The organism is Rhizobium sp. NFR03 (assembly GCF_900111275.1).
In the GTDB taxonomy this organism is placed as follows: Bacteria; Pseudomonadota; Alphaproteobacteria; order Rhizobiales; family Rhizobiaceae; genus Ferranicluibacter.
In genome coordinates this window covers 503,645-519,802 of record NZ_FOGR01000004.1, presented here as the reverse complement: position 1 = coordinate 519,802, position 16,158 = coordinate 503,645, and the positions used below count along the sequence as shown (strand labels likewise).

The 16,158-nt window shown below is 65.5% G+C and carries 15 protein-coding genes and 2 pseudogenes; 10 read left to right on the top strand and 7 right to left on the bottom strand.

The genetic code is table 11. The features are described from left to right. Nucleotides 1-5 precede the first annotated feature (5 nt). The 10 genes from BSG19_RS15590 (at nucleotide 6) to BSG19_RS15545 (ending at nucleotide 9,138) form a co-directional block, all read left to right on the top strand. Complete coding sequence (locus BSG19_RS15590; protein ID WP_092988911.1) at nucleotides 6-392, top strand: GFA family protein; 387 nt, start codon at nucleotides 6-8, stop codon at nucleotides 390-392. 63 nt (nucleotides 393-455) lie between these two features. Continuing rightward, the gene (locus tag BSG19_RS15585) at nucleotides 456-725 is read left to right on the top strand and encodes an acylphosphatase (RefSeq protein WP_092989118.1); all 270 of its coding nucleotides are present in this window, start codon (nucleotides 456-458) and stop codon (nucleotides 723-725) included. Nucleotides 726-889: 164 nt separating this feature from the next. Beyond that, on the top strand, nucleotides 890-1,543 hold the full coding sequence (locus BSG19_RS15580; protein ID WP_092988910.1) for a Rieske 2Fe-2S domain-containing protein: 654 nt from the start codon (nucleotides 890-892) through the stop codon (nucleotides 1,541-1,543). A gap of 26 nt (nucleotides 1,544-1,569) precedes the next feature. After that, nucleotides 1,570-2,445, top strand: coding sequence for an aromatic ring-hydroxylating oxygenase subunit alpha (locus BSG19_RS15575; protein WP_092989117.1), 876 nt, complete (start codon nucleotides 1,570-1,572; stop codon nucleotides 2,443-2,445). Then, nucleotides 2,445-3,104, top strand: a complete 660-nt coding sequence (locus BSG19_RS15570) for a glutathione S-transferase family protein (RefSeq protein WP_092988909.1) — start codon at nucleotides 2,445-2,447, stop codon at nucleotides 3,102-3,104. The genes BSG19_RS15575 and BSG19_RS15570 overlap by 1 nt, the downstream gene beginning before the upstream one ends. Before the next feature lies 1 nt (nucleotide 3,105). Continuing rightward, nucleotides 3,106-4,485, top strand: a complete 1,380-nt coding sequence (locus BSG19_RS15565) for an amidohydrolase (RefSeq protein ID WP_092988908.1) — start codon at nucleotides 3,106-3,108, stop codon at nucleotides 4,483-4,485. A 53-nt stretch (nucleotides 4,486-4,538) separates the two neighbouring features. Next, nucleotides 4,539-5,609, top strand: coding sequence for a BMP family ABC transporter substrate-binding protein (locus tag BSG19_RS15560; RefSeq protein WP_092989116.1), 1,071 nt, complete (start codon nucleotides 4,539-4,541; stop codon nucleotides 5,607-5,609). 3 nt (nucleotides 5,610-5,612) lie between these two features. Then, nucleotides 5,613-7,136, top strand: a complete 1,524-nt coding sequence (locus BSG19_RS15555; RefSeq protein ID WP_092988907.1) for an ABC transporter ATP-binding protein — start codon at nucleotides 5,613-5,615, stop codon at nucleotides 7,134-7,136. Continuing rightward, nucleotides 7,133-8,230: an ABC transporter permease gene (locus tag BSG19_RS15550; protein WP_092988906.1), complete on the top strand. Its 1,098-nt coding sequence runs from the start codon at nucleotides 7,133-7,135 to the stop codon at nucleotides 8,228-8,230. The genes BSG19_RS15555 and BSG19_RS15550 overlap by 4 nt, the downstream gene beginning before the upstream one ends. Then, nucleotides 8,227-9,138 (top strand): ABC transporter permease, encoded by a 912-nt coding sequence (locus BSG19_RS15545; protein WP_092988905.1) that lies wholly within the window; start codon nucleotides 8,227-8,229, stop codon nucleotides 9,136-9,138. Before BSG19_RS15550 ends, BSG19_RS15545 begins: the two co-directional genes overlap by 4 nt. A 348-nt stretch (nucleotides 9,139-9,486) precedes the next feature. On the opposite strand, the gene BSG19_RS15540 is transcribed toward BSG19_RS15545, so the two are convergent. The 7 genes and pseudogenes from BSG19_RS15540 to BSG19_RS15515 all read right to left on the bottom strand — a co-directional run bounded on the left by BSG19_RS15540 (nucleotide 9,487) and on the right by BSG19_RS15515 (nucleotide 16,157). After that, nucleotides 9,487-10,749 (bottom strand): glycerate kinase type-2 family protein, encoded by a 1,263-nt coding sequence (locus BSG19_RS15540; RefSeq protein ID WP_092988904.1) that lies wholly within the window; start codon nucleotides 10,747-10,749, stop codon nucleotides 9,487-9,489. 78 nt (nucleotides 10,750-10,827) lie between these two features. Continuing rightward, a pseudogene (locus BSG19_RS26260) lies at nucleotides 10,828-10,995 on the bottom strand (alanine-phosphoribitol ligase); the annotation flags it as partial. A 348-nt stretch (nucleotides 10,996-11,343) separates the two neighbouring features. Beyond that, nucleotides 11,344-11,481: pseudogene (locus BSG19_RS25745) on the bottom strand (sugar ABC transporter ATP-binding protein); the annotation flags it as partial. Between the two features lie 63 nt (nucleotides 11,482-11,544). Then, nucleotides 11,545-12,792 carry an SfnB family sulfur acquisition oxidoreductase gene (locus tag BSG19_RS15530; RefSeq protein ID WP_092988903.1) on the bottom strand — a complete coding sequence of 416 codons (1,248 nt, stop codon included), beginning with the start codon at nucleotides 12,790-12,792 and terminating at the stop codon, nucleotides 11,545-11,547. A gap of 23 nt (nucleotides 12,793-12,815) precedes the next feature. Continuing rightward, complete coding sequence (locus BSG19_RS15525) at nucleotides 12,816-13,610, bottom strand: ABC transporter ATP-binding protein (protein ID WP_092988902.1); 795 nt, start codon at nucleotides 13,608-13,610, stop codon at nucleotides 12,816-12,818. A 65-nt stretch (nucleotides 13,611-13,675) separates the two neighbouring features. Further along, complete coding sequence (locus tag BSG19_RS15520) at nucleotides 13,676-15,010, bottom strand: ABC transporter substrate-binding protein (protein WP_170865998.1); 1,335 nt, start codon at nucleotides 15,008-15,010, stop codon at nucleotides 13,676-13,678. A gap of 94 nt (nucleotides 15,011-15,104) precedes the next feature. Next, nucleotides 15,105-16,157, bottom strand: coding sequence for a branched-chain amino acid ABC transporter permease (locus tag BSG19_RS15515; RefSeq protein WP_092989115.1), 1,053 nt, complete (start codon nucleotides 16,155-16,157; stop codon nucleotides 15,105-15,107). Nucleotide 16,158: the final 1 nt, after the last annotated feature.

The following is a 16,158-nucleotide window of genomic DNA, read 5'->3' as shown; positions in this document are numbered from 1 at the left end:
ACATCATGACAGTGCGGGAAGGATCATGCCGGTGTGGCAATGTCCGCTTCAGGGTCGCAGGCGAGCCGCTGCGGGTCGGCATCTGCCATTGCACCGATTGCCGGAGGGAAAGCGGATCGGCCTTCGCCTTCTTCGGCATCTGGCCCGCATCCGCTTTCGAGGGTCATGGAGAGACGGTGGACTATGCCGAGCGCCGGTTCTGCCCTGCCTGCGGATCGCGGCTGTTTTCGCTGAACGACGAGGAAGCCGAGATCAAGCTTGGCAGCCTGACGGATGCGCCGAGCGGGCTGGCGCCGAGCTACGAGCTTTGGACGAAGCGCCGCGAGACGTGGTTGGCCGCCCTTCCGGGAACCGAGCAATTCGACGAGGACCGGGTGAGCCCGCCGGCTTGACGCCCGGCGCCCGCATCCGTCACAGTGGACGAACATCTTCATGCCGAACCGGACGAGATCTTTATGACGCAGGGACATCGAAACGACAGGCGGCAGCGGATGACGATCCTCGGCGACCTCGGCGCTGCCTCCTTCCTGCCCTGGATCCGCCGTCATGCCGACCGTCTGGGGCTCGCGCAGACCGTTTCCCATGCCGATGACGAGCGGATCGAGCTTGAACTGGACGGACCGGAAGAGCTGATCGACATGATGGAGGTCGGCTGCCTGCTGGGGCCGATCGATGTCTGGGTGGAAACCATCGGCCGCGAACCGCTTGCTGTGCAGACGTCGTAAATTCCTCCGCGGGAACGCACGCTTGAAAAATCTGTTGCCTGTTATTTAATCATTATTGCCATTGCAGATTATCTATGCAAGCTTAAGCGGCCGAGCACATGACCGGGCCGAACCAAACGGCTTCATGCTCGTCACACCAATGAATCTGCTCGGGAATTTCAGACATGCGCTCCGATACGACGGGCTTCTGGACGCCAGTCGCCCTTTCTGCCGACCTGCCGGCGGGAACCGTCATTCCGGCGCGCATGGCAGCCGGTACCATTGCCCTCTGGCGCAGCCAGACCGGGCATATCGCAGCCTCCGCAGATCGCTGTCCCCATCGTGGCATGAGCCTCTCGCACGGCTTCGTTCGTGGCGAGGTGCTGTCCTGCATCTATCACGGATGGAGCTATGGCAGGGCCGGAAACTGTCTGCGCATCCCCGCCCATCCCGGCCTGACGCCACCCGACGCCATCCGCGTGGTGACCCATGACGTTCGGGATACCGGCGGTATCGTCTGGGTTGCCTCCGGTATACCGGCGGGAGACCCGCCTGATCTCGACGGCTTCACCCCGTTGCGCTCGCTCACCGCAGACGCGGACCGCGCCGCCCTTGCGTTAGCCGCCGGCGCGCAGGCGGATGAGGACGGTCGCCTCGTGACGAACATCGCCGGACAGGACCTCTGTCTGCTGCTCGCCGATCAGCCGGAGGGCCGGACCCTGATCCATGTGCTCGTGAGGAGCGGAAGCGATGCGGCTGCACGGATTGCAGCATCGCGCAGCGTCGAAAGGCTGCGGCGGATGGCGGAGAGTGCCAGCCATAAAGGAGGCGTGCAATGACCGCCCAGACAACGCTGCAACAGGCGATGCCTCATCAGGCCCCACCCCATCAGGCCCCACCCCATCAAGCCATGATCGACGAATGGTATCCCGTCGGCCTCGTCAGCCAGCTCGACAGGTCAGGCCGGCACACAGCCCTCATGGGCGAGCCGATCGTGGTGTCCGGCGACGATGCGGGCAATCCCCTCGTTACCGGCGGCAACGGTCGCATCCTCCCTGTCAAGGTGCGTTACGGGCATGTCTGGTCGTCGCTGGGCACGCCCACGAAGGATATCTTTTCGATCCCGGAAGCCGATCAGCCCGGCCGTCGCTTCGTGGATGTCGGTGTCGTGCGCGTGCGCTGCTCGCCGCTGCGGGCCGTCGAGAACTTTCTCGACATCGCCCATTTCCCCTTCGTACATACCGATGTGCTGGGTGCCGAACCCCATACGGAGGTGCAGAACTATACGGCCGAAATCCGCGCCGACGTGGATGAAGTCTGGGCGACGCAGGTGAAGTTCTACCAGCCGCAGGCCTCGAAGTCGGCCAGCGGCGGCATCACCACGGAATATATGTACCGCGTCCCCGCCCCGACCTGCTCGGTGCTCTACAAGACCTGCCCGCCCCGCCCGAGCGAGTGGGATGTGATCACGCTCTTCGTGCAGCCGCTGGCTGAGGATCTCTGCGACGTCTGGCCTTGGATGGCCCTCTTCGATGACGAGACGTCGATGACGGACCTCATTCATTTCCAGCAGATGATCTTCCTTCAGGATCGCTCGATCCTTGAAAACCAGATCCCCCGGCTCCTGCCGCTCGATCCCGGCATGGAAATTCCGACCCGTGCCGACCTCACCTCGATTGCCTACCGGCGCTGGCTGAAGCGGCACGATTACACCTATGGCGCACAGCTGGTGGCGCGATAATGAAGCTCTACGACTACATCCTTTCGCCCAGCTGCTACAAAGTCCGCCTGATGGCGGCCCTTGCCGGCATCAAGCTCGATCTGCGCGCCGTCGATTTCCATCCCGGCCTGGAACATCGCGGCCCGGACCTTCTCTCGCTCAACCCGGCAGGCTCCATCCCGATCCTTGAGGACGGCGACCTTGTTCTCACCGAATCCTCGGCCATGCTCGCCTACATCGCGAGCCTTTCAGCACCCGAATGGCTCGGCCGCGCCTCAGCCATGGAGACGGCGCGCGAGCAGCAATGGCTTGCCTTTTCCAGCCGGCTGACGGCGACCCTCGGGGGCGCGCGGCTGCACGAAATGCTGCTCCGGCCGGGCGACATCGCCGCCTTGCAAGCCGGAGGCGTTGCCAGCCTTCGCGAGCTTGAAGCCGGCCTTGTCGAGCAGCGGCTCGCCGGACAGGCCTTCCTCGTGACCGATCGCCCGACCATCGCCGATATCGCCTGCTTCCCTTATGTGGCGCTCGCGCCGGATGGCGGCGTATCGCTCGATCCCTACCCCGCCATCCGCCTCTGGTCGCGCGCGATCCGCTCGCTCAAGGGCTTCATCGAGATGCCCGGTATCCACCGCCTGCACGAGCTGAAGCCCGAACCGCATCTTGAACAGGACGAGGCATGACATGAGCGGATATCTGCTGAAGAACTGCGCGGCCGTCATCACCGACGACGGTAGCGGCCCGGTCGTGCGCCGCAATGTCGATCTCCTGACTGAAGGCCCTGCCATCCGCGCTATCGGCGAAAACCTTGAAGGCGAAGCTCTGCCCGAGGGCACGACGGTGCAGGACGCCACCGGCTGGTTCGTCTATCCCGGCCTCGTCAACACGCATCACCATTTTTTCCAGTGCTTCGTGCGCAACCGCGCCGATCTCGACTGGACGAAGCTCTCGGTGATCGAATGGCTCGATCGCATCTACCCGGTCTTTTCGCAGCTGAACGAAGCCTGCTTCTACCATTCCTCGCTCACCGCCATGGCCGAGCTGATCAAGCATGGCTGCACCACGGCCTTCGATCACCAGTATAATTTTCCCCGCCACGCCGGAAAGCGGCTGATCGACCGCCAGTTCGAGGCAGCCGATCTCCTCGGCATGCGGTTTCACGCCGGTCGCGGCGGCAATACGCTGCCCAAATCGGAAGGGTCCACGATCCCCGACGAGATGCTGGAGACGACGGACGAATTCATCAATGACTGCGCCCGGCTGATCGACAGCTATCACGACGCCCGCCCGTTCAGCATGCGCCAGGTCGTCGTCGCGCCCTGCCAGCCCGTCAACGCCTACCGCGAGACTTTCGTGGAATCCGTGGCGCTCGCCCGCGATCGCGGCGTGATGCTCCACACCCATGTCGGCGAAGGCGAAAGCCCGGTCATTCAGGCGCGCCACGGGCTGCGCACCGTCGATTATCTCGAAGAGATCGGCTTTGCCGGGCCCGATACCTTCTATGCCCATTGCTGGGAACTGACCCATGACGAGCTGCGGCGAATGGCGGCAAGCGGCACCGGCGTCTCCCATTGCCCGGAGCCCGTCTATCTCGTCGGCGCCGAGGTCACCGACATCCCCGCCATGGCGGCCTTCGGTGTGCGCATCGGGCTCGGCTGCGACGGTGCGGCCTCCAACGACAATTCCAACCTGATGCACAGCCTGCACTCGGCCTACATGCTGCAATGCCTCGCCGCCTCGACCCGCGCCCATCCGGTGCCACCGCCGGTCGAATTCCTGCGCTACGGCACCAGCGGCGGCGCGAGCCTGCTGGGGCGCAGCGATATCGGCCGCCTTGCGCCCGGAATGGCCGCCGACCTCTTTGCCATCGACACCCGCCGCATGGATTATGTCGGCACGCGGCACGATCCGCTGAGCCTCATTCCCCGCGTCGGCATCGGCATGGCGACGGACATGACCATGATCAACGGCCGGATCGTGTGGGCGAACGGCGAATTTCCGGGTCTCGACGAGGCTAAACTTGCAGCCGACGCCGAGGCCGCACTCGCGACCGTCAATTTCTGAACGATAACAAAGGGAACGCCACAGTGAACACCAACCTGACACGCCGACATCTGATGCAGGCGGCCGCAGCCACCGGCCTTGCCAGTGCTATTGGCAGCCGCCTTGCCTTTGCCGCCGACGAGCCGCTGGGCATCGCCCTCGTCATCCCCTCGCCGGTCGGCGATGTCGGCTGGGGCCATGCGCTCGCCGCCGGTCTGGAGCCGATCAAGGCTGCCTATGGCGACAAGGTCAAGGTCACCATTCTCGAAAACATCGCCGAGGGGCCGGATGCCGACCGCATCATGAACAAGACGGTTGCGGACGGAAACAAGGTGCTGATCGCCGGTTCATTCGGTTACCAGAACGGAGCGCTCCAGATCGCCCGCCGCAACCCCGATGTGACCGTGCTGCATGCATCCGGCTTTCAGGTCGCGCCGAACTTCTCGCCCTTTGCCGCCAAATATTTCCAGGGCACCTATCTGCTCGGCATGGCGGCGGCAGCCCTTTCCAAGACGGGCAAGCTCGGCTCGGTCTCGGCCTTCGCCATTCCCGAGCTCATCACCTCGATCAACGCCTTCACGCTCGGCGCGCAGGCCGTGAAACCGGATATCGAGGTCTCGGTCGTCTGGGTCAATTCCTGGTTCGATCCCGCCAAGGAGCAGGAAGCCGCCAAGGCGCTGATTGCCCAGAAGTGCGATGTGATCTTCTCCAACGCGCAGGACACGCCATCCGTCGTCGCCGCCTGCGAGGAAGCCGGCGTCTATTCCTTCAATCTCAACTCCTCCATGAAGAAATATGCCGAGAAGACCTATCTCGGCTGCGTATCGACCGACTGGTCGCCCTTCTTCAAGGCGTCGGTGGACGCGCACCTCGCCGGCTCCTTCAAGGGCGCGAACGCGTTTCTCGGCGTGGCGGAGAAGGTGGTCGAGGTGGTGGACTGGAACCCCGCGATCCCGGCCGACACCATGACGAAGATCAAGGAACTCGAGGGCCAGATCGCCGCCGGCAGCTTCTCGCCTTTCACCGGGCCGATCACCAAGGCGGATGGCAGCGAGGGCGTGGGTGCGGGCGTCGCGATGTCCGACCCGGAGATCATCGCCATGAACTGGCACGTCAAGGGTGTCGCCACCCCGCTGCCAAAGTAAGTCATGACCGCCCCGCTTCTGTCGCTTCGCGGCATTTCCAAGAGCTATGGCCCGATCAGGGCCAATCAGGAGATCGACCTGGATGTGGGCGAAAGCTCCATCCACGCGATTCTCGGCGAGAACGGGGCCGGTAAATCGACGCTGATGAAGCTCATCTATGGCGTCGAGCAGCCGGACGGCGGAACCGCCGTCTGGCGGGGCCAACCCTTGAGCCTGGCCTCGCCTGCGGACGCGAGGGCCAAGGGCATCGGCATGGTCTTCCAGCATTTCTCGCTGTTCGAGACCCTGACGGTGGTTGAAAACATCCGGCTCGTCGTGCCCGGGCGCAAGGCCGCGCTTGCCGAGCGCATCCGGGCGCTCGGCCGCAGCTTCGGGCTGGAGGTCGATCCGCTGGCCCATGTGCATGCGCTGTCGGTCGGCGAGCGGCAGCGGGTGGAGATCATCCGTTGCCTGATGACCGATCCGAAGCTGCTGATCCTCGACGAACCCACATCCGTCCTGCCGCCGCAGCTTGTCGACAGGCTGTTCGAGACGCTGCGGGCCTTGCGCGATGGCGGCGTCTCGATCCTCTTCATTTCCCACAAGCTGGACGAGATCCGCGCCATCTGCGACCGCGCGACCATTCTGCGCGGCGGGCGGGTGACGGGCCATGTCGATCCGCGCGAGCATGACGCGCAGGATCTCGCCCGCATGATGATCGGCCGCGACATGCCCGAGCCGATCCCCGCCCTGCCGTTTGCCGGCGGCGAAAAGCAGCTGGAGATCATCGGCCTCGACCACACGCCGGAAGACCCCTTCGCCGTTCCCTTGTCGAATATCACGCTGACGGTTCGCGCCGGGGAAATCCTGGGGATCGCCGGCATCTCCGGCAATGGCCAGCGCGAGCTGGCGGGGCTGATCTCCGGCGAAACCACGCTCGGGCGGGAGCATCCGGACCGCATCTTCATGATGGGCCGGGATGTCGGGCCGTTGCGTCCGGCCGACCGGCGCGCGCTCGGCTTTGCCTTTGTGCCGGAAGACCGGCTGGGTCGCGGCGCCGTGCCGGAAATGTCTCTGGCGCTGAACGGCCTGCTGACGGCCCATCCGCTGAAGCTTCTGAAGCGCGGTCTTGTCGATGAGGCCCGCATGCTGGCCTTCACCACCGACTGCATCCGCGATTTCGATGTCCGCTGCCAGGGACCGGAAAGCGAAGCCGGCTCGCTTTCGGGCGGCAACCTGCAGAAATTCATCGTCGGGCGCGAGATCATGCTGGCGCCGAAGCTGCTTTTCGTGGCGCAACCGACATGGGGCGTGGATATCGGCGCTGCGTCGGCCATCCGCCAGCGGCTCATCGCGCTGCGCAATGCCGGCATGGCGATCCTTGTCGTTTCCGAGGAACTGGAAGAGCTTTTCGAGCTCTGCGACACCCTTCAGGTCCTGCATCACGGCACTCTCAGCCCGCCTCTGATCACGCGGGACACGCAGCCCGAGGAGATCGGCCGCTATATGATCGGTGCGAAAACGGCCGGGGAAAGCATTGCCTCATGACGAGATCCGCGTTTGCCTTTCTCCCCTCTCTGGTACGCCGCGAGCGTGCCTCGCTCACCGCCAAGCTGGTGGCGCCGCCGGTCGCGCTCGCGGTCGCCATCATTCTCAATCTCCTGCTGTCCATGGTCATCGGGCGGGACCCCGCCGCCGTGCTCCACGCGCTGATCCTCGAGCCCTTCCTGTCCTGGGCCTCCTTCTCCGAGGTCCTGCTGAAAACCGGGCCGCTGCTCCTGATCGCACAGGGGCTCGCCATCGGCTTTCGCGCGCGGGTCTTCAACATCGGCGCGGAGGGTCAGTTCGTTCTCGGCGCCATCTTCGCCTCCGCCATCCCGGTCTGGTTTCCGCAGGCGACGGGCGGCTGGATCTGGCCGTCCATGCTGCTGCTGGGTGCTGTCGGCGGCGCGCTCTGGGCGTCGATTGCGGCCTTCTGGCGCGTCCGGCTGAATGCGAACGAGATCCTCGTCTCGCTGATGCTGAGCCTCGTCGCCATCCAGTTTCTCTATTTCCTGCTGCTCGGACCGTGGAAGGACCCGAACGGCTTCAACTTTCCGCAATCCGTGCTCTTCCAGTACGACGCCATGGTGCCGACGCTGATCCCCGGCACGCGGGTCAACGTCTCGCTTCTTCTCGCCTTCGCCGCATCGCTTGCCGCTTGGGTGTTCATGCAGAAGAGTTTCATGGGCTACAAGCTGCAGGTGGGCGGCATGGCGCCGCGCGCGGCAAGCTATGCGGGGTTCAGCGAGGGCCGGGCGATCTGGCTGTCGCTGCTGATCGGCGGGTTTGCCGCCGGTCTCGCCGGTGCGGCGGAGGTTGCGGGGCCGCTCGGCCAGCTTCAGCGCTCCATTCCCACCGGCTATGGCTATGCGGCGATCATCGTCGCCTACCTCGGGGCCCTGCATCCGCTCGGCATCATCGTCTCGTCGCTGGTCATGGCCGTCATTTACATCGGCGGCGACAATGCCATGGTCTCGGCCAACCTGCCGATTGCCGTGGTCCGCGTCTTCCAGGGCAGCCTGCTTCTCTCCTACCTCATCGCCGTCGCCTTCGTGCGCTATCGCCTCGCATGGCCCGACCCACCGGGGAAACCATCATGAACGGCCTCGAATTCATCCTCGCCGGCATGCTGGCCGCCGCCACGCCCTTTCTGCTGGCAGCGCTCGGCGAAATGGTGGTCGAGCGCGCCGGCGTTCTCAATCTCGGGGTGGAGGGCCTCATGGCGCTCGGCGCCGTCATCGCCTTCATCGTGGTCTATCACGGCGCCGGCCACATTCTCGGCTTTCTCGCGGCGGGTGCTGCGGGCGCGCTCCTGTCGCTGGTCTTCGCCTTCGTCGCGCTCGGTTTTCGCGCCAATCAGGTGGCGACGGGCCTTGCCATCGGCATTCTCGGTCAGGGCCTGTCTGCCCTGTTCGGCAAGAGCTACGAGAGCCTGACGATCAAGGGTCTGCCGAAGCTTGCGGTGCCCGGCCTCTCGGAGATCCCGGTCATCGGCGGCCTCTTCGTGCAGGACGCCGTCGTCTGGCTGTCGCTGCTCGCGACGCTGGCGATCTGGGCGACCTTCGCCTTTACCCGCATCGGCCTCGTCATCCGCGCCGTGGGCGAGAACCCGAAGGCCGCGCACGCCATCGGCTATCCCGTCATCGCCGTGCGGGTGGCGGCCATCGCCTTCGGGGGCATGATGGCGGGCTTTGCCGGGGCCTATGCGGCTGCGGTCTACACGCCGCTCTGGGCGGACGGCATGATTGCCGGGCGCGGGTGGATCGCCATTGCGCTCGTCGTCTTCGGCACATGGCTCACGGGCCGCATCTTCCTCGGCGCATGCCTGTTCGGCGCGGTATCGCTGATGTCGCTCGCAGCGCAGGCCACCGGCCTCGACCTGCCCTCGCAGCTCCTCTCCAGCCTGCCCTACCTCGTCACCATCATCGTTCTCGGCATCATCTCGGCCGACCGCCGCCTTCTCAAGCTCAACGGCGTGGCCTCGCTCGGCGAACCGTTCGAGCGGTAGACGCGCACGAAAGCGCCGTGACGGAGTCGACGCGGCCTCGACCGAGTCGAGGCGGCCTTCCGCGGCGATGAACAGCGCGCAAAAAAAGGGCCGCAGGGTAACCCACGGCCTCAAGTCATGAAGGATATACCTCCAGAGGGGAACGGCTGGCAGCGATCGATCCGGGAGGTGGATGAGAGGCAACCAGCCACGTGCAGAATGCCGCGTTATTCCAAGCTGTTCAAAGACGGTAGACGCTGCCCGACCGGGCAGATGTGACATTTCCATCTACCCGGACGCCGTTTCGCGGTATTTCATTCCCCAAAGACCGCCCTCAGCTATTCTCCGCCCGGAACCGCGCGGCGTCGCCTACAGCAGAAGAAAGGCCCTGAAGTCGTTGACGTTCGTGCCGGTCGGGCCCGTTTCGAACAGGTCGCCCGACAGCGAGAAGGCGGACCATGCGTCGTGTCGCGCAAGGTGGGCGCGCGGCTCCCCGCCGGCAGCCCGTATGCGCGCGGCGGTTCCGCCATCGCAAAAGGCGCCCGCATTGTCCTCGGATCCGTCGATCCCGTCGGTATCGGCCGCAAGTGCCGTGATGCCGCTCGCGCCGTCGAGGTCGATGGCGGCGGCCAGCAGCAGTTCGGTGTTTCGCCCGCCCTTTCCTGCCGCCTGTGCTTCGCTGGGACCGATGGTAACGGTCGTTTCCCCGCCCGAGAGCAGAACCATCGGGCCCTCCTGCGCCTGAAACTCAAGTGCCAGCGCCGCATGCATGCGCCCGATGTCACGCGCTTCCCCCTCGATCCTGTCGGAAAGGATCAGCGGCGTCACGCCGGCCTCGCCGCACCGTTGCGCCGCCGCCTGCAACGAGACGCGGGCGGACGCGATGACATGCGCGGCATGGCCGGCAAAGACCGGGTCATCCGGACGCGGCGTTTCGACGGTTCCGATATGGTCGAGAATATCGGTCGAAATGTTCATCCGGTAGTCGCGGATCGCCCGCAGCGCATCCTCGCGGCCGGCGGCATCGGGAATGGTCGGGCCGGAGGCGACGAAAGCCGGATTGTCGCCGGGAACGTCGGACACGACGAGGCTGACGACCCGTGCCGGATGGGCGAGAGCTGCCAGCCGCCCGCCCTTGATCATCGAGACGTGCTTGCGCACCACGTTCATGGCGGAGATGGGCGCGCCGGAGGAGAGAAGCGCCTCGTTCAGGGCGACCTCGTCGGCAAGGGCAAAGCCCGGCGGCGGCGATGGCAGGAGGGCGGAGCCGCCGCCCGAGATCAGCGCGATGACGAGATCGTCCGGCGTCAGCCCGCGCACTGCCGCCATCAAGGCCTGCGCCGCGACGATGCCCGCCTGATCGGGAACCGGATGGGCCGATTGCAGCACCCGGATGCGCGAACAGGCGGCGATGGGCCCGTGCCGCGCGACGACCACGCCCTCCAGCGGAGCATCCCACAGGCTTTCGAGCGCCTGCGCCATCTGGCTTGCCGCCTTGCCCGCGCCGATCACCACCGTGCGGCCCTTCGGTCGCGCCGGCAGATGGGCGCGGATCGCCTTCAGCGGATCGGCCGCGCGAACGGCAACGTGAAAGAGCGACGCGAGGAACGCGCGCGGGTTCTCGATGTTCATCAGGGTCTGACCTTCCTGGCTGTGGCGACGCCTTTTTGTGGCAAAGCCCGCGACAGAATGCAAAGCCGCGGCATCGCTCTAGCGAACATAAGCGCGGGCGCGCGGGCGCTGGTCGCTGCGCTCATCGGCAAAGATCGTCGCCGGCAGGGGATCGAGGCCGCGAATGATGTCGGCGCCTTTCTCTCCGACCATGATGGTCGGAGCATTGGTGTTGCAGGAGGGCACGCGGGGCATGACGGACGAGTTGTGGTTCATGAAGTTGCGGCCGACCTGATCGGAGCTGTTGGCAAGCCCCTTGGGAAACCGCACATTGGCCGAACGCAGCAACAGGACCGCCGACTGGGCCGCGCCGGCGGCGAGCACCACGAGCCTTGGCGAGACGCTGCGGGTTTGCCTCGGCCGCAGTGTAGACCACGCGCTCGATGCAGCGGCCGGAGGCATCCGTTTCGAGAAGCCGGACGATCGCGCCCGTCTGCAGCGTGACATTGGGATGGCCGAGAGCCAGAGCGAGGGCCGCGCTTTCGGCATCCATCTTGCCGTCGTCAGCATTCGGATGCGCGTCCCAGGGGGTGCGCCCCTTGGCGAGCCACCGGTCACTTCCTTGCCGCCAAGCCTCGTGACGGCGAAGGTATCGGCGCCGGCCGGCTCGACGACCTCGATCAGGCAGTCGCCCTCCGCAACGGTGCGCGCATTGCGGTCGGCGCCGTCGATGTCGGTCAGCGCCTCGGGCCGGCCGGAAGGATCGACGGGTTCGAGCGCCGCGCATCTCGCCTGACGCGCGGCCCTTCAGGAGCCTCAGCTCCAGGCATGGAGCGGTGGCTTTTCACCGTTCAGGAAATACTTGCCGAGAATGGCGTATTTCCAGCGCACCGGATCGTGCAGCGTGTGGGTGCGGGCATTGCGCCAATGGCGGTCGAGACCGTGCTCGGCAAGCGTCGAGCGCGTTCCCGCCAGTTCGAAGAGCTTGTTGGTGGCGGCGATGGCGATCTCGGTGGAGAGAATCTTCGCCTCCGCCGTTACGATCTGCGCTTCCGCCACGGTTTCCGCGGTGGGGTCGAGGATCGCCCGGTCGATAGCGTATCCGGCCTTTTCCAGAAGCGCCTGCGCCGCATGCAGCCGCAGCGTCAGGTCCCCCACCGCCTGGATCGTGTAGGGGTCGTCCCAGGCATTGTCGACGCCGGAATCCACCCAGGCGCGGCTCTTCGTGCGCACGAAGGAAACGGTCTCGTCGATCGCGGCCTGCGCGATGCCCGTGTCCACCGCCACCTGAATGATCTGGAAGATCGCCCCGTCGGCCGTGGGCACCTCATAGCCCTTGTAGCCGGGCACCAGATGTGTTTTCGGCACCTTCACATTGTCCAGGAGCACTGTGCCCGACAGGGTGGTGCGCTGCCCGAAGGACGACCAGTCGTCGATCACCGTCAGGCCCGGCGCGTCCCGCTCGGCAATCGCATACCAGGCCCGGCCCTCGTCATCGAGCGCGACGATGGGCACGAGATGGGCAAGCAGAGCGCCCGAGGCATAGAATTTCTGCCCGTTGACGACGACATGATCGCCGGCATCCACGAAGCGCGTTTCGAAATCCACGGCGCGCTTCGAGCCGAACTCGGAGAAGGCGTTGCCGAAGCGGGTGCCGCGCAGCACCTCGGCAAACAGCAGCGCCTGCTGCGCCGGATCGGAGACGGTGCGGATGGCGGCGACGACGCCCAGATGGTTCTGCGCGACCTGCCCGATGGACGGGTCCGCCGCCGAGATGATCTCGATCACGCGGGCGAGCGTCGCATAGGAGAGTTCCGGCCCGCCGAAGGCCTTGGGCACGTTGATCGACCAGAGGCCGCTCTGCGAGAAGGCATCCAGCTCCTTGACGGGCCAGATCCGCTCGCGGTCGCGCAGCGCCGCGTCCTTCACGAAGTCGGCGGCGAGCCGCTTTGCAATCGCGATCGCCTCGGCGTCCGTCGAGATGATGTGCGCGGGTTCAGCCGGACGCGGCACCGGCGGCACGGCTTTGGCGGCATTCTGCGTATTGATGTTGGAAATCGTCATGTCGATATCTCCTTTGACATCTGTTAGCCGGCAAATGCCGGATCTGGGTTGGGCGCGATGATCGCGGGTGGTTTGTGGCCGAGGTAGAAGGCCTTGATGTCGTCGCGGGCTTTCAGGTCCGACGCCGTGCCGGAGAGCACCGTGATGCCGTTTTCGAGCACGATGGCGCGATGCGCGAACCGCAGGGCCACGGCCGCGTTCTGCTCGGCCACGAGAATGGACAGCCCCTCCTCGCGGTTGAGCCGGCGCAGCGTGTCGAAAATGTCCCGGACAACGATCGGGGCGAGGCCCATGGAGGGTTCGTCGAGAACGAGCAGGCGCGGACGCGACATCAGCGCCCGGCCGATGGCCGTCATCTGCTGCTCGCCGCCGGAGGTCAGGCCGCTCGATGTCCGGCGCTTGTCCCTCAGGCGGGGAAAATGCGCATAGACCTTTTCGAGGTCGGCCGCGATTTCCCTGCGCGCGGCGCTGCGCCCGAGCCCGCCGGAAACGAGGTTTTCCTCGACCGTCAGGCTTGGAAAGCAATGGCGGCCTTCCAGCACCTGCACGAGGCCCGCGCGAACGAGATCGGCGGGGCGGGTACGGGCGACGTCGAGGTCGGCAAAGCGGATGCTGCCGGCACGGATCTGCCCGCGCTCGGCGGACAGCAGGTTCGACAGCGCCTTCAGCACCGTCGTCTTGCCGGCCCCGTTGGCGCCGAGCAGCGCCAGGATCTCGCCGCGGCCAAGCGTGAAGCCGACGCCGTCGAGCGCCGTGATGGCATTCGCATAGGTCGCCTTCAGGCCATCGACGACGAGGAGGGAGTTGTCCAAAGGCATTCTGCGCGGTCCTGAGACAAGAGGCCGATGAAAGATCCACGCCGATGACCGGCGCGGAGCACGGATCAGTTCAAGGCGGCTTCGGCGTCTTCCGCCGTGCGCAGCTTGATGCCCTTCCCGGCTGCATAGGCCTCGGACGACTTTTCGATGATGGGACGCAAGAGCGCCCAGTCCGGGGCGATCCAGTCGGAAACGACCCTCCATTTCGCGCCGTCCCACTGCTGGAAGGTCACGTAGCCATTGCCCTCGTGATTGTCCCAGGTGACGTTGATCGAGTGGAACAGCCCCTTGGCGCCCAGCGCCTCCACGCGGGCGGGGTCGAGTTTCAGGTGCTCGAAGCCCCAGCGCACCTCGTCACCGGTCAGCGTGCGCTTGCCGAATTTCTCCTGCGCGATGCGGATCGCCTCGACATTCAGGATACCGTTGACGATGCCGAGATTGTGGTAGACCGAGCCGATGCGTTTCTTGTCGTCGAGGTTGCCCTTGCCGGTGTCGTAGAGCGTCTTCACGATCTCCTGCACCACGGGATATTCCGCGCCGGAGGCCTGCGTGGTGATCGCGGTATAGCCCTTGGCGGCGGCGCCTGCGGGAATGGCGTCCTCTTCCGAGTTCGACCAGACATTGCCGATGATATGATCGACCGGGAAGCCGGTCTTTGCCGCCGTCTTCAGCGCCACCGGGTTCATCACGCCCCAGCCGCGCAGCACGACGTAATCGGGCTTGGATCTACGGATCGTCAGCCATTGCGACTGCTGCTCGTTGCCGGGATGGGGAACCTCGATCTGCTGCAGCTCGAACCCGTATTTCTGCGCCAGAAGCTCGTAGATCGGAATGGTTTCCTTGCCATAGGGCGAGCCGTGATACAGCACGGCGATCTTCTTGCCCTTCAGCTTCTCCAGCCCGCCTTCCTTGCCGGCGATGTAGTTCACGATGCCGGAGGTCTCGCTGTAGGGGTTGAGCAGCAGAGGAAAGACGTAAGGAAAGACGCGCCCGTCGGTGGAATCCGTGCGGCCGTGGTTGATGGTGATCAGCGGCACCTTGTCGGCGGTGATCCGGTCGATCATGGCATAGGCGATGCCGACGGAGAGCGGGTTCCAGGCGGCAACGTCAGGGTTGCTCTTCAGCCGCTCGTAAGCCTCGACGCCGCGCTCCACCTCATACTGCGTCTCGGCCTCCGACCATGTCAGCTTGACGCCGTTGACGCCGCCGTCGCGGGTGTTGATCAGGTTGAGATAATCGATGAAACCGCCGAAAAAGCCGGTGCCGCCAGCGGCATAGGGCCCGACGCGGTAGCTCTGGAGCGGAAAATACTGCTCGTCGGCATGCGCGGCCGTGATGCCTGCCGTGAAGGCCAGGCCTGCTGCAAGCGCGGCTACTCTGAATTTGCTGAGGATCGTCATGTCTGGGCACACTCCTGCTGCCGGCCGGCGCGACGCCGGTCCTGTTTGCGTTGTCATGTCTGGTATCGGGTCGGGTATCGGGGAAAAGGCTTGGTCAGCGTCGGCTGAGCACGGTCGGCAAGCGGCGCCGGATGCGATGGCCGAGGGCTGCGAGCCCGTCGGGTTCCAGCACCAGAAAGAGGATGATCAGCGCCCCGAGCACGATGCGCTGGCTCATGTCGAGCACGCCGGAATCGAACACATCGCCCAGCACGAAGGCGCCGAAGCGGGAGAGCACGAGCGGAAAGACGACGATCAGGGCCGCCCCGAAGAAGGCGCCGCGAATGGTGGCGAGCCCGCCGATGATGACGATGAAGAGGATCTGGAACGACCGGTCGAGATTGAAGCCGGCCGGCTCCACCGTGCGCAGATAGGCGAACGCCCAGAGCACGCCGGCGATCCCGATGATGAAGGAGGAGACGGCGAAGGCGAGAAGCTTCGTCTTCAGTACGGGAACGCCGATGATCCGCGCCGCCGTCTCGTTGTCGCGCACCGCGATGAAGTTGCGGCCCGTCTGCGAGATCACCAGCCGGTGGCTGAGGAACGTCAGCACCGCGACGACGGTAAGCGCGAAGAGATATCGCCCGACCGGACCGTCGAGCGCCACTCCGCCTATATTGAGCGGCGGCGCATCGATGACGCCCGAGGCGCTATCGTTGGAAAACCAGCTGAATTTCGTCAGCGCCCATTGCACGAAGAACTGGGCGGCAAGGGTGGAGACCGCGAGGTAGAAGCCCTTCAGCCGCAGGCTCGGCAGCCCGAAGGCAAGGCCGATGACTGCCGCCGACAGGCCCGCGAGAACGAGGCTGCCGATCAGCGGCAAGCCCTCGACGCGCAGGTTGAGGTTATAGGCCGCGTAAGCGCCGACGGCCATGAAGGCGGCGCTGCCGAGCGAGACCTGGCCCGCATAGCCGGTGAGAATGTTGAGCCCGACGCCGGCAAGCGACAGCGCCAGAAAGGGCAGAAGGATCGCCTCGAAGAGATAGTTCGTCGCCAGCAGCGGCACCGCGAGATAGGCCACCGCGAGCACCGATACCGGAAGCGCCCAGCCGGGCAGGCCCCGCGAAGGACGGGTGTCGGGAATGAGATCGGTCGCAAAGGCGGTCATG

Excerpts from the sequence above, each read along its gene's own strand:
- BSG19_RS15590 (WP_092988911.1), top strand. The coding sequence starts at position 6 with ATGACAGTGCGGGAAGGATCATGCCGGTGTGGCAATGTCCGCTTCAGG.
- BSG19_RS15585 (WP_092989118.1), top strand. The coding sequence starts at position 456 with ATGACGCAGGGACATCGAAACGACAGGCGGCAGCGGATGACGATCCTC.
- BSG19_RS15580 (WP_092988910.1), top strand. The coding sequence starts at position 890 with ATGCGCTCCGATACGACGGGCTTCTGGACGCCAGTCGCCCTTTCTGCC.
- BSG19_RS15575 (WP_092989117.1), top strand. The coding sequence starts at position 1,570 with ATGCCTCATCAGGCCCCACCCCATCAGGCCCCACCCCATCAAGCCATG.
- BSG19_RS15570 (WP_092988909.1), top strand. The coding sequence starts at position 2,445 with ATGAAGCTCTACGACTACATCCTTTCGCCCAGCTGCTACAAAGTCCGC.
- BSG19_RS15565 (WP_092988908.1), top strand. The coding sequence starts at position 3,106 with ATGAGCGGATATCTGCTGAAGAACTGCGCGGCCGTCATCACCGACGAC.
- BSG19_RS15560 (WP_092989116.1), top strand. The coding sequence starts at position 4,539 with ATGCAGGCGGCCGCAGCCACCGGCCTTGCCAGTGCTATTGGCAGCCGC.
- BSG19_RS15555 (WP_092988907.1), top strand. The coding sequence starts at position 5,613 with ATGACCGCCCCGCTTCTGTCGCTTCGCGGCATTTCCAAGAGCTATGGC.
- BSG19_RS15550 (WP_092988906.1), top strand. The coding sequence starts at position 7,133 with ATGACGAGATCCGCGTTTGCCTTTCTCCCCTCTCTGGTACGCCGCGAG.
- BSG19_RS15545 (WP_092988905.1), top strand. The coding sequence starts at position 8,227 with ATGAACGGCCTCGAATTCATCCTCGCCGGCATGCTGGCCGCCGCCACG.
- BSG19_RS15540 (WP_092988904.1), bottom strand. The coding sequence starts at position 10,749 with ATGAACATCGAGAACCCGCGCGCGTTCCTCGCGTCGCTCTTTCACGTT.
- BSG19_RS15530 (WP_092988903.1), bottom strand. The coding sequence starts at position 12,792 with ATGACGATTTCCAACATCAATACGCAGAATGCCGCCAAAGCCGTGCCG.
- BSG19_RS15525 (WP_092988902.1), bottom strand. The coding sequence starts at position 13,610 with ATGCCTTTGGACAACTCCCTCCTCGTCGTCGATGGCCTGAAGGCGACC.
- BSG19_RS15520 (WP_170865998.1), bottom strand. The coding sequence starts at position 15,010 with ATGACGATCCTCAGCAAATTCAGAGTAGCCGCGCTTGCAGCAGGCCTG.
- BSG19_RS15515 (WP_092989115.1), bottom strand. The coding sequence starts at position 16,157 with ATGACCGCCTTTGCGACCGATCTCATTCCCGACACCCGTCCTTCGCGG.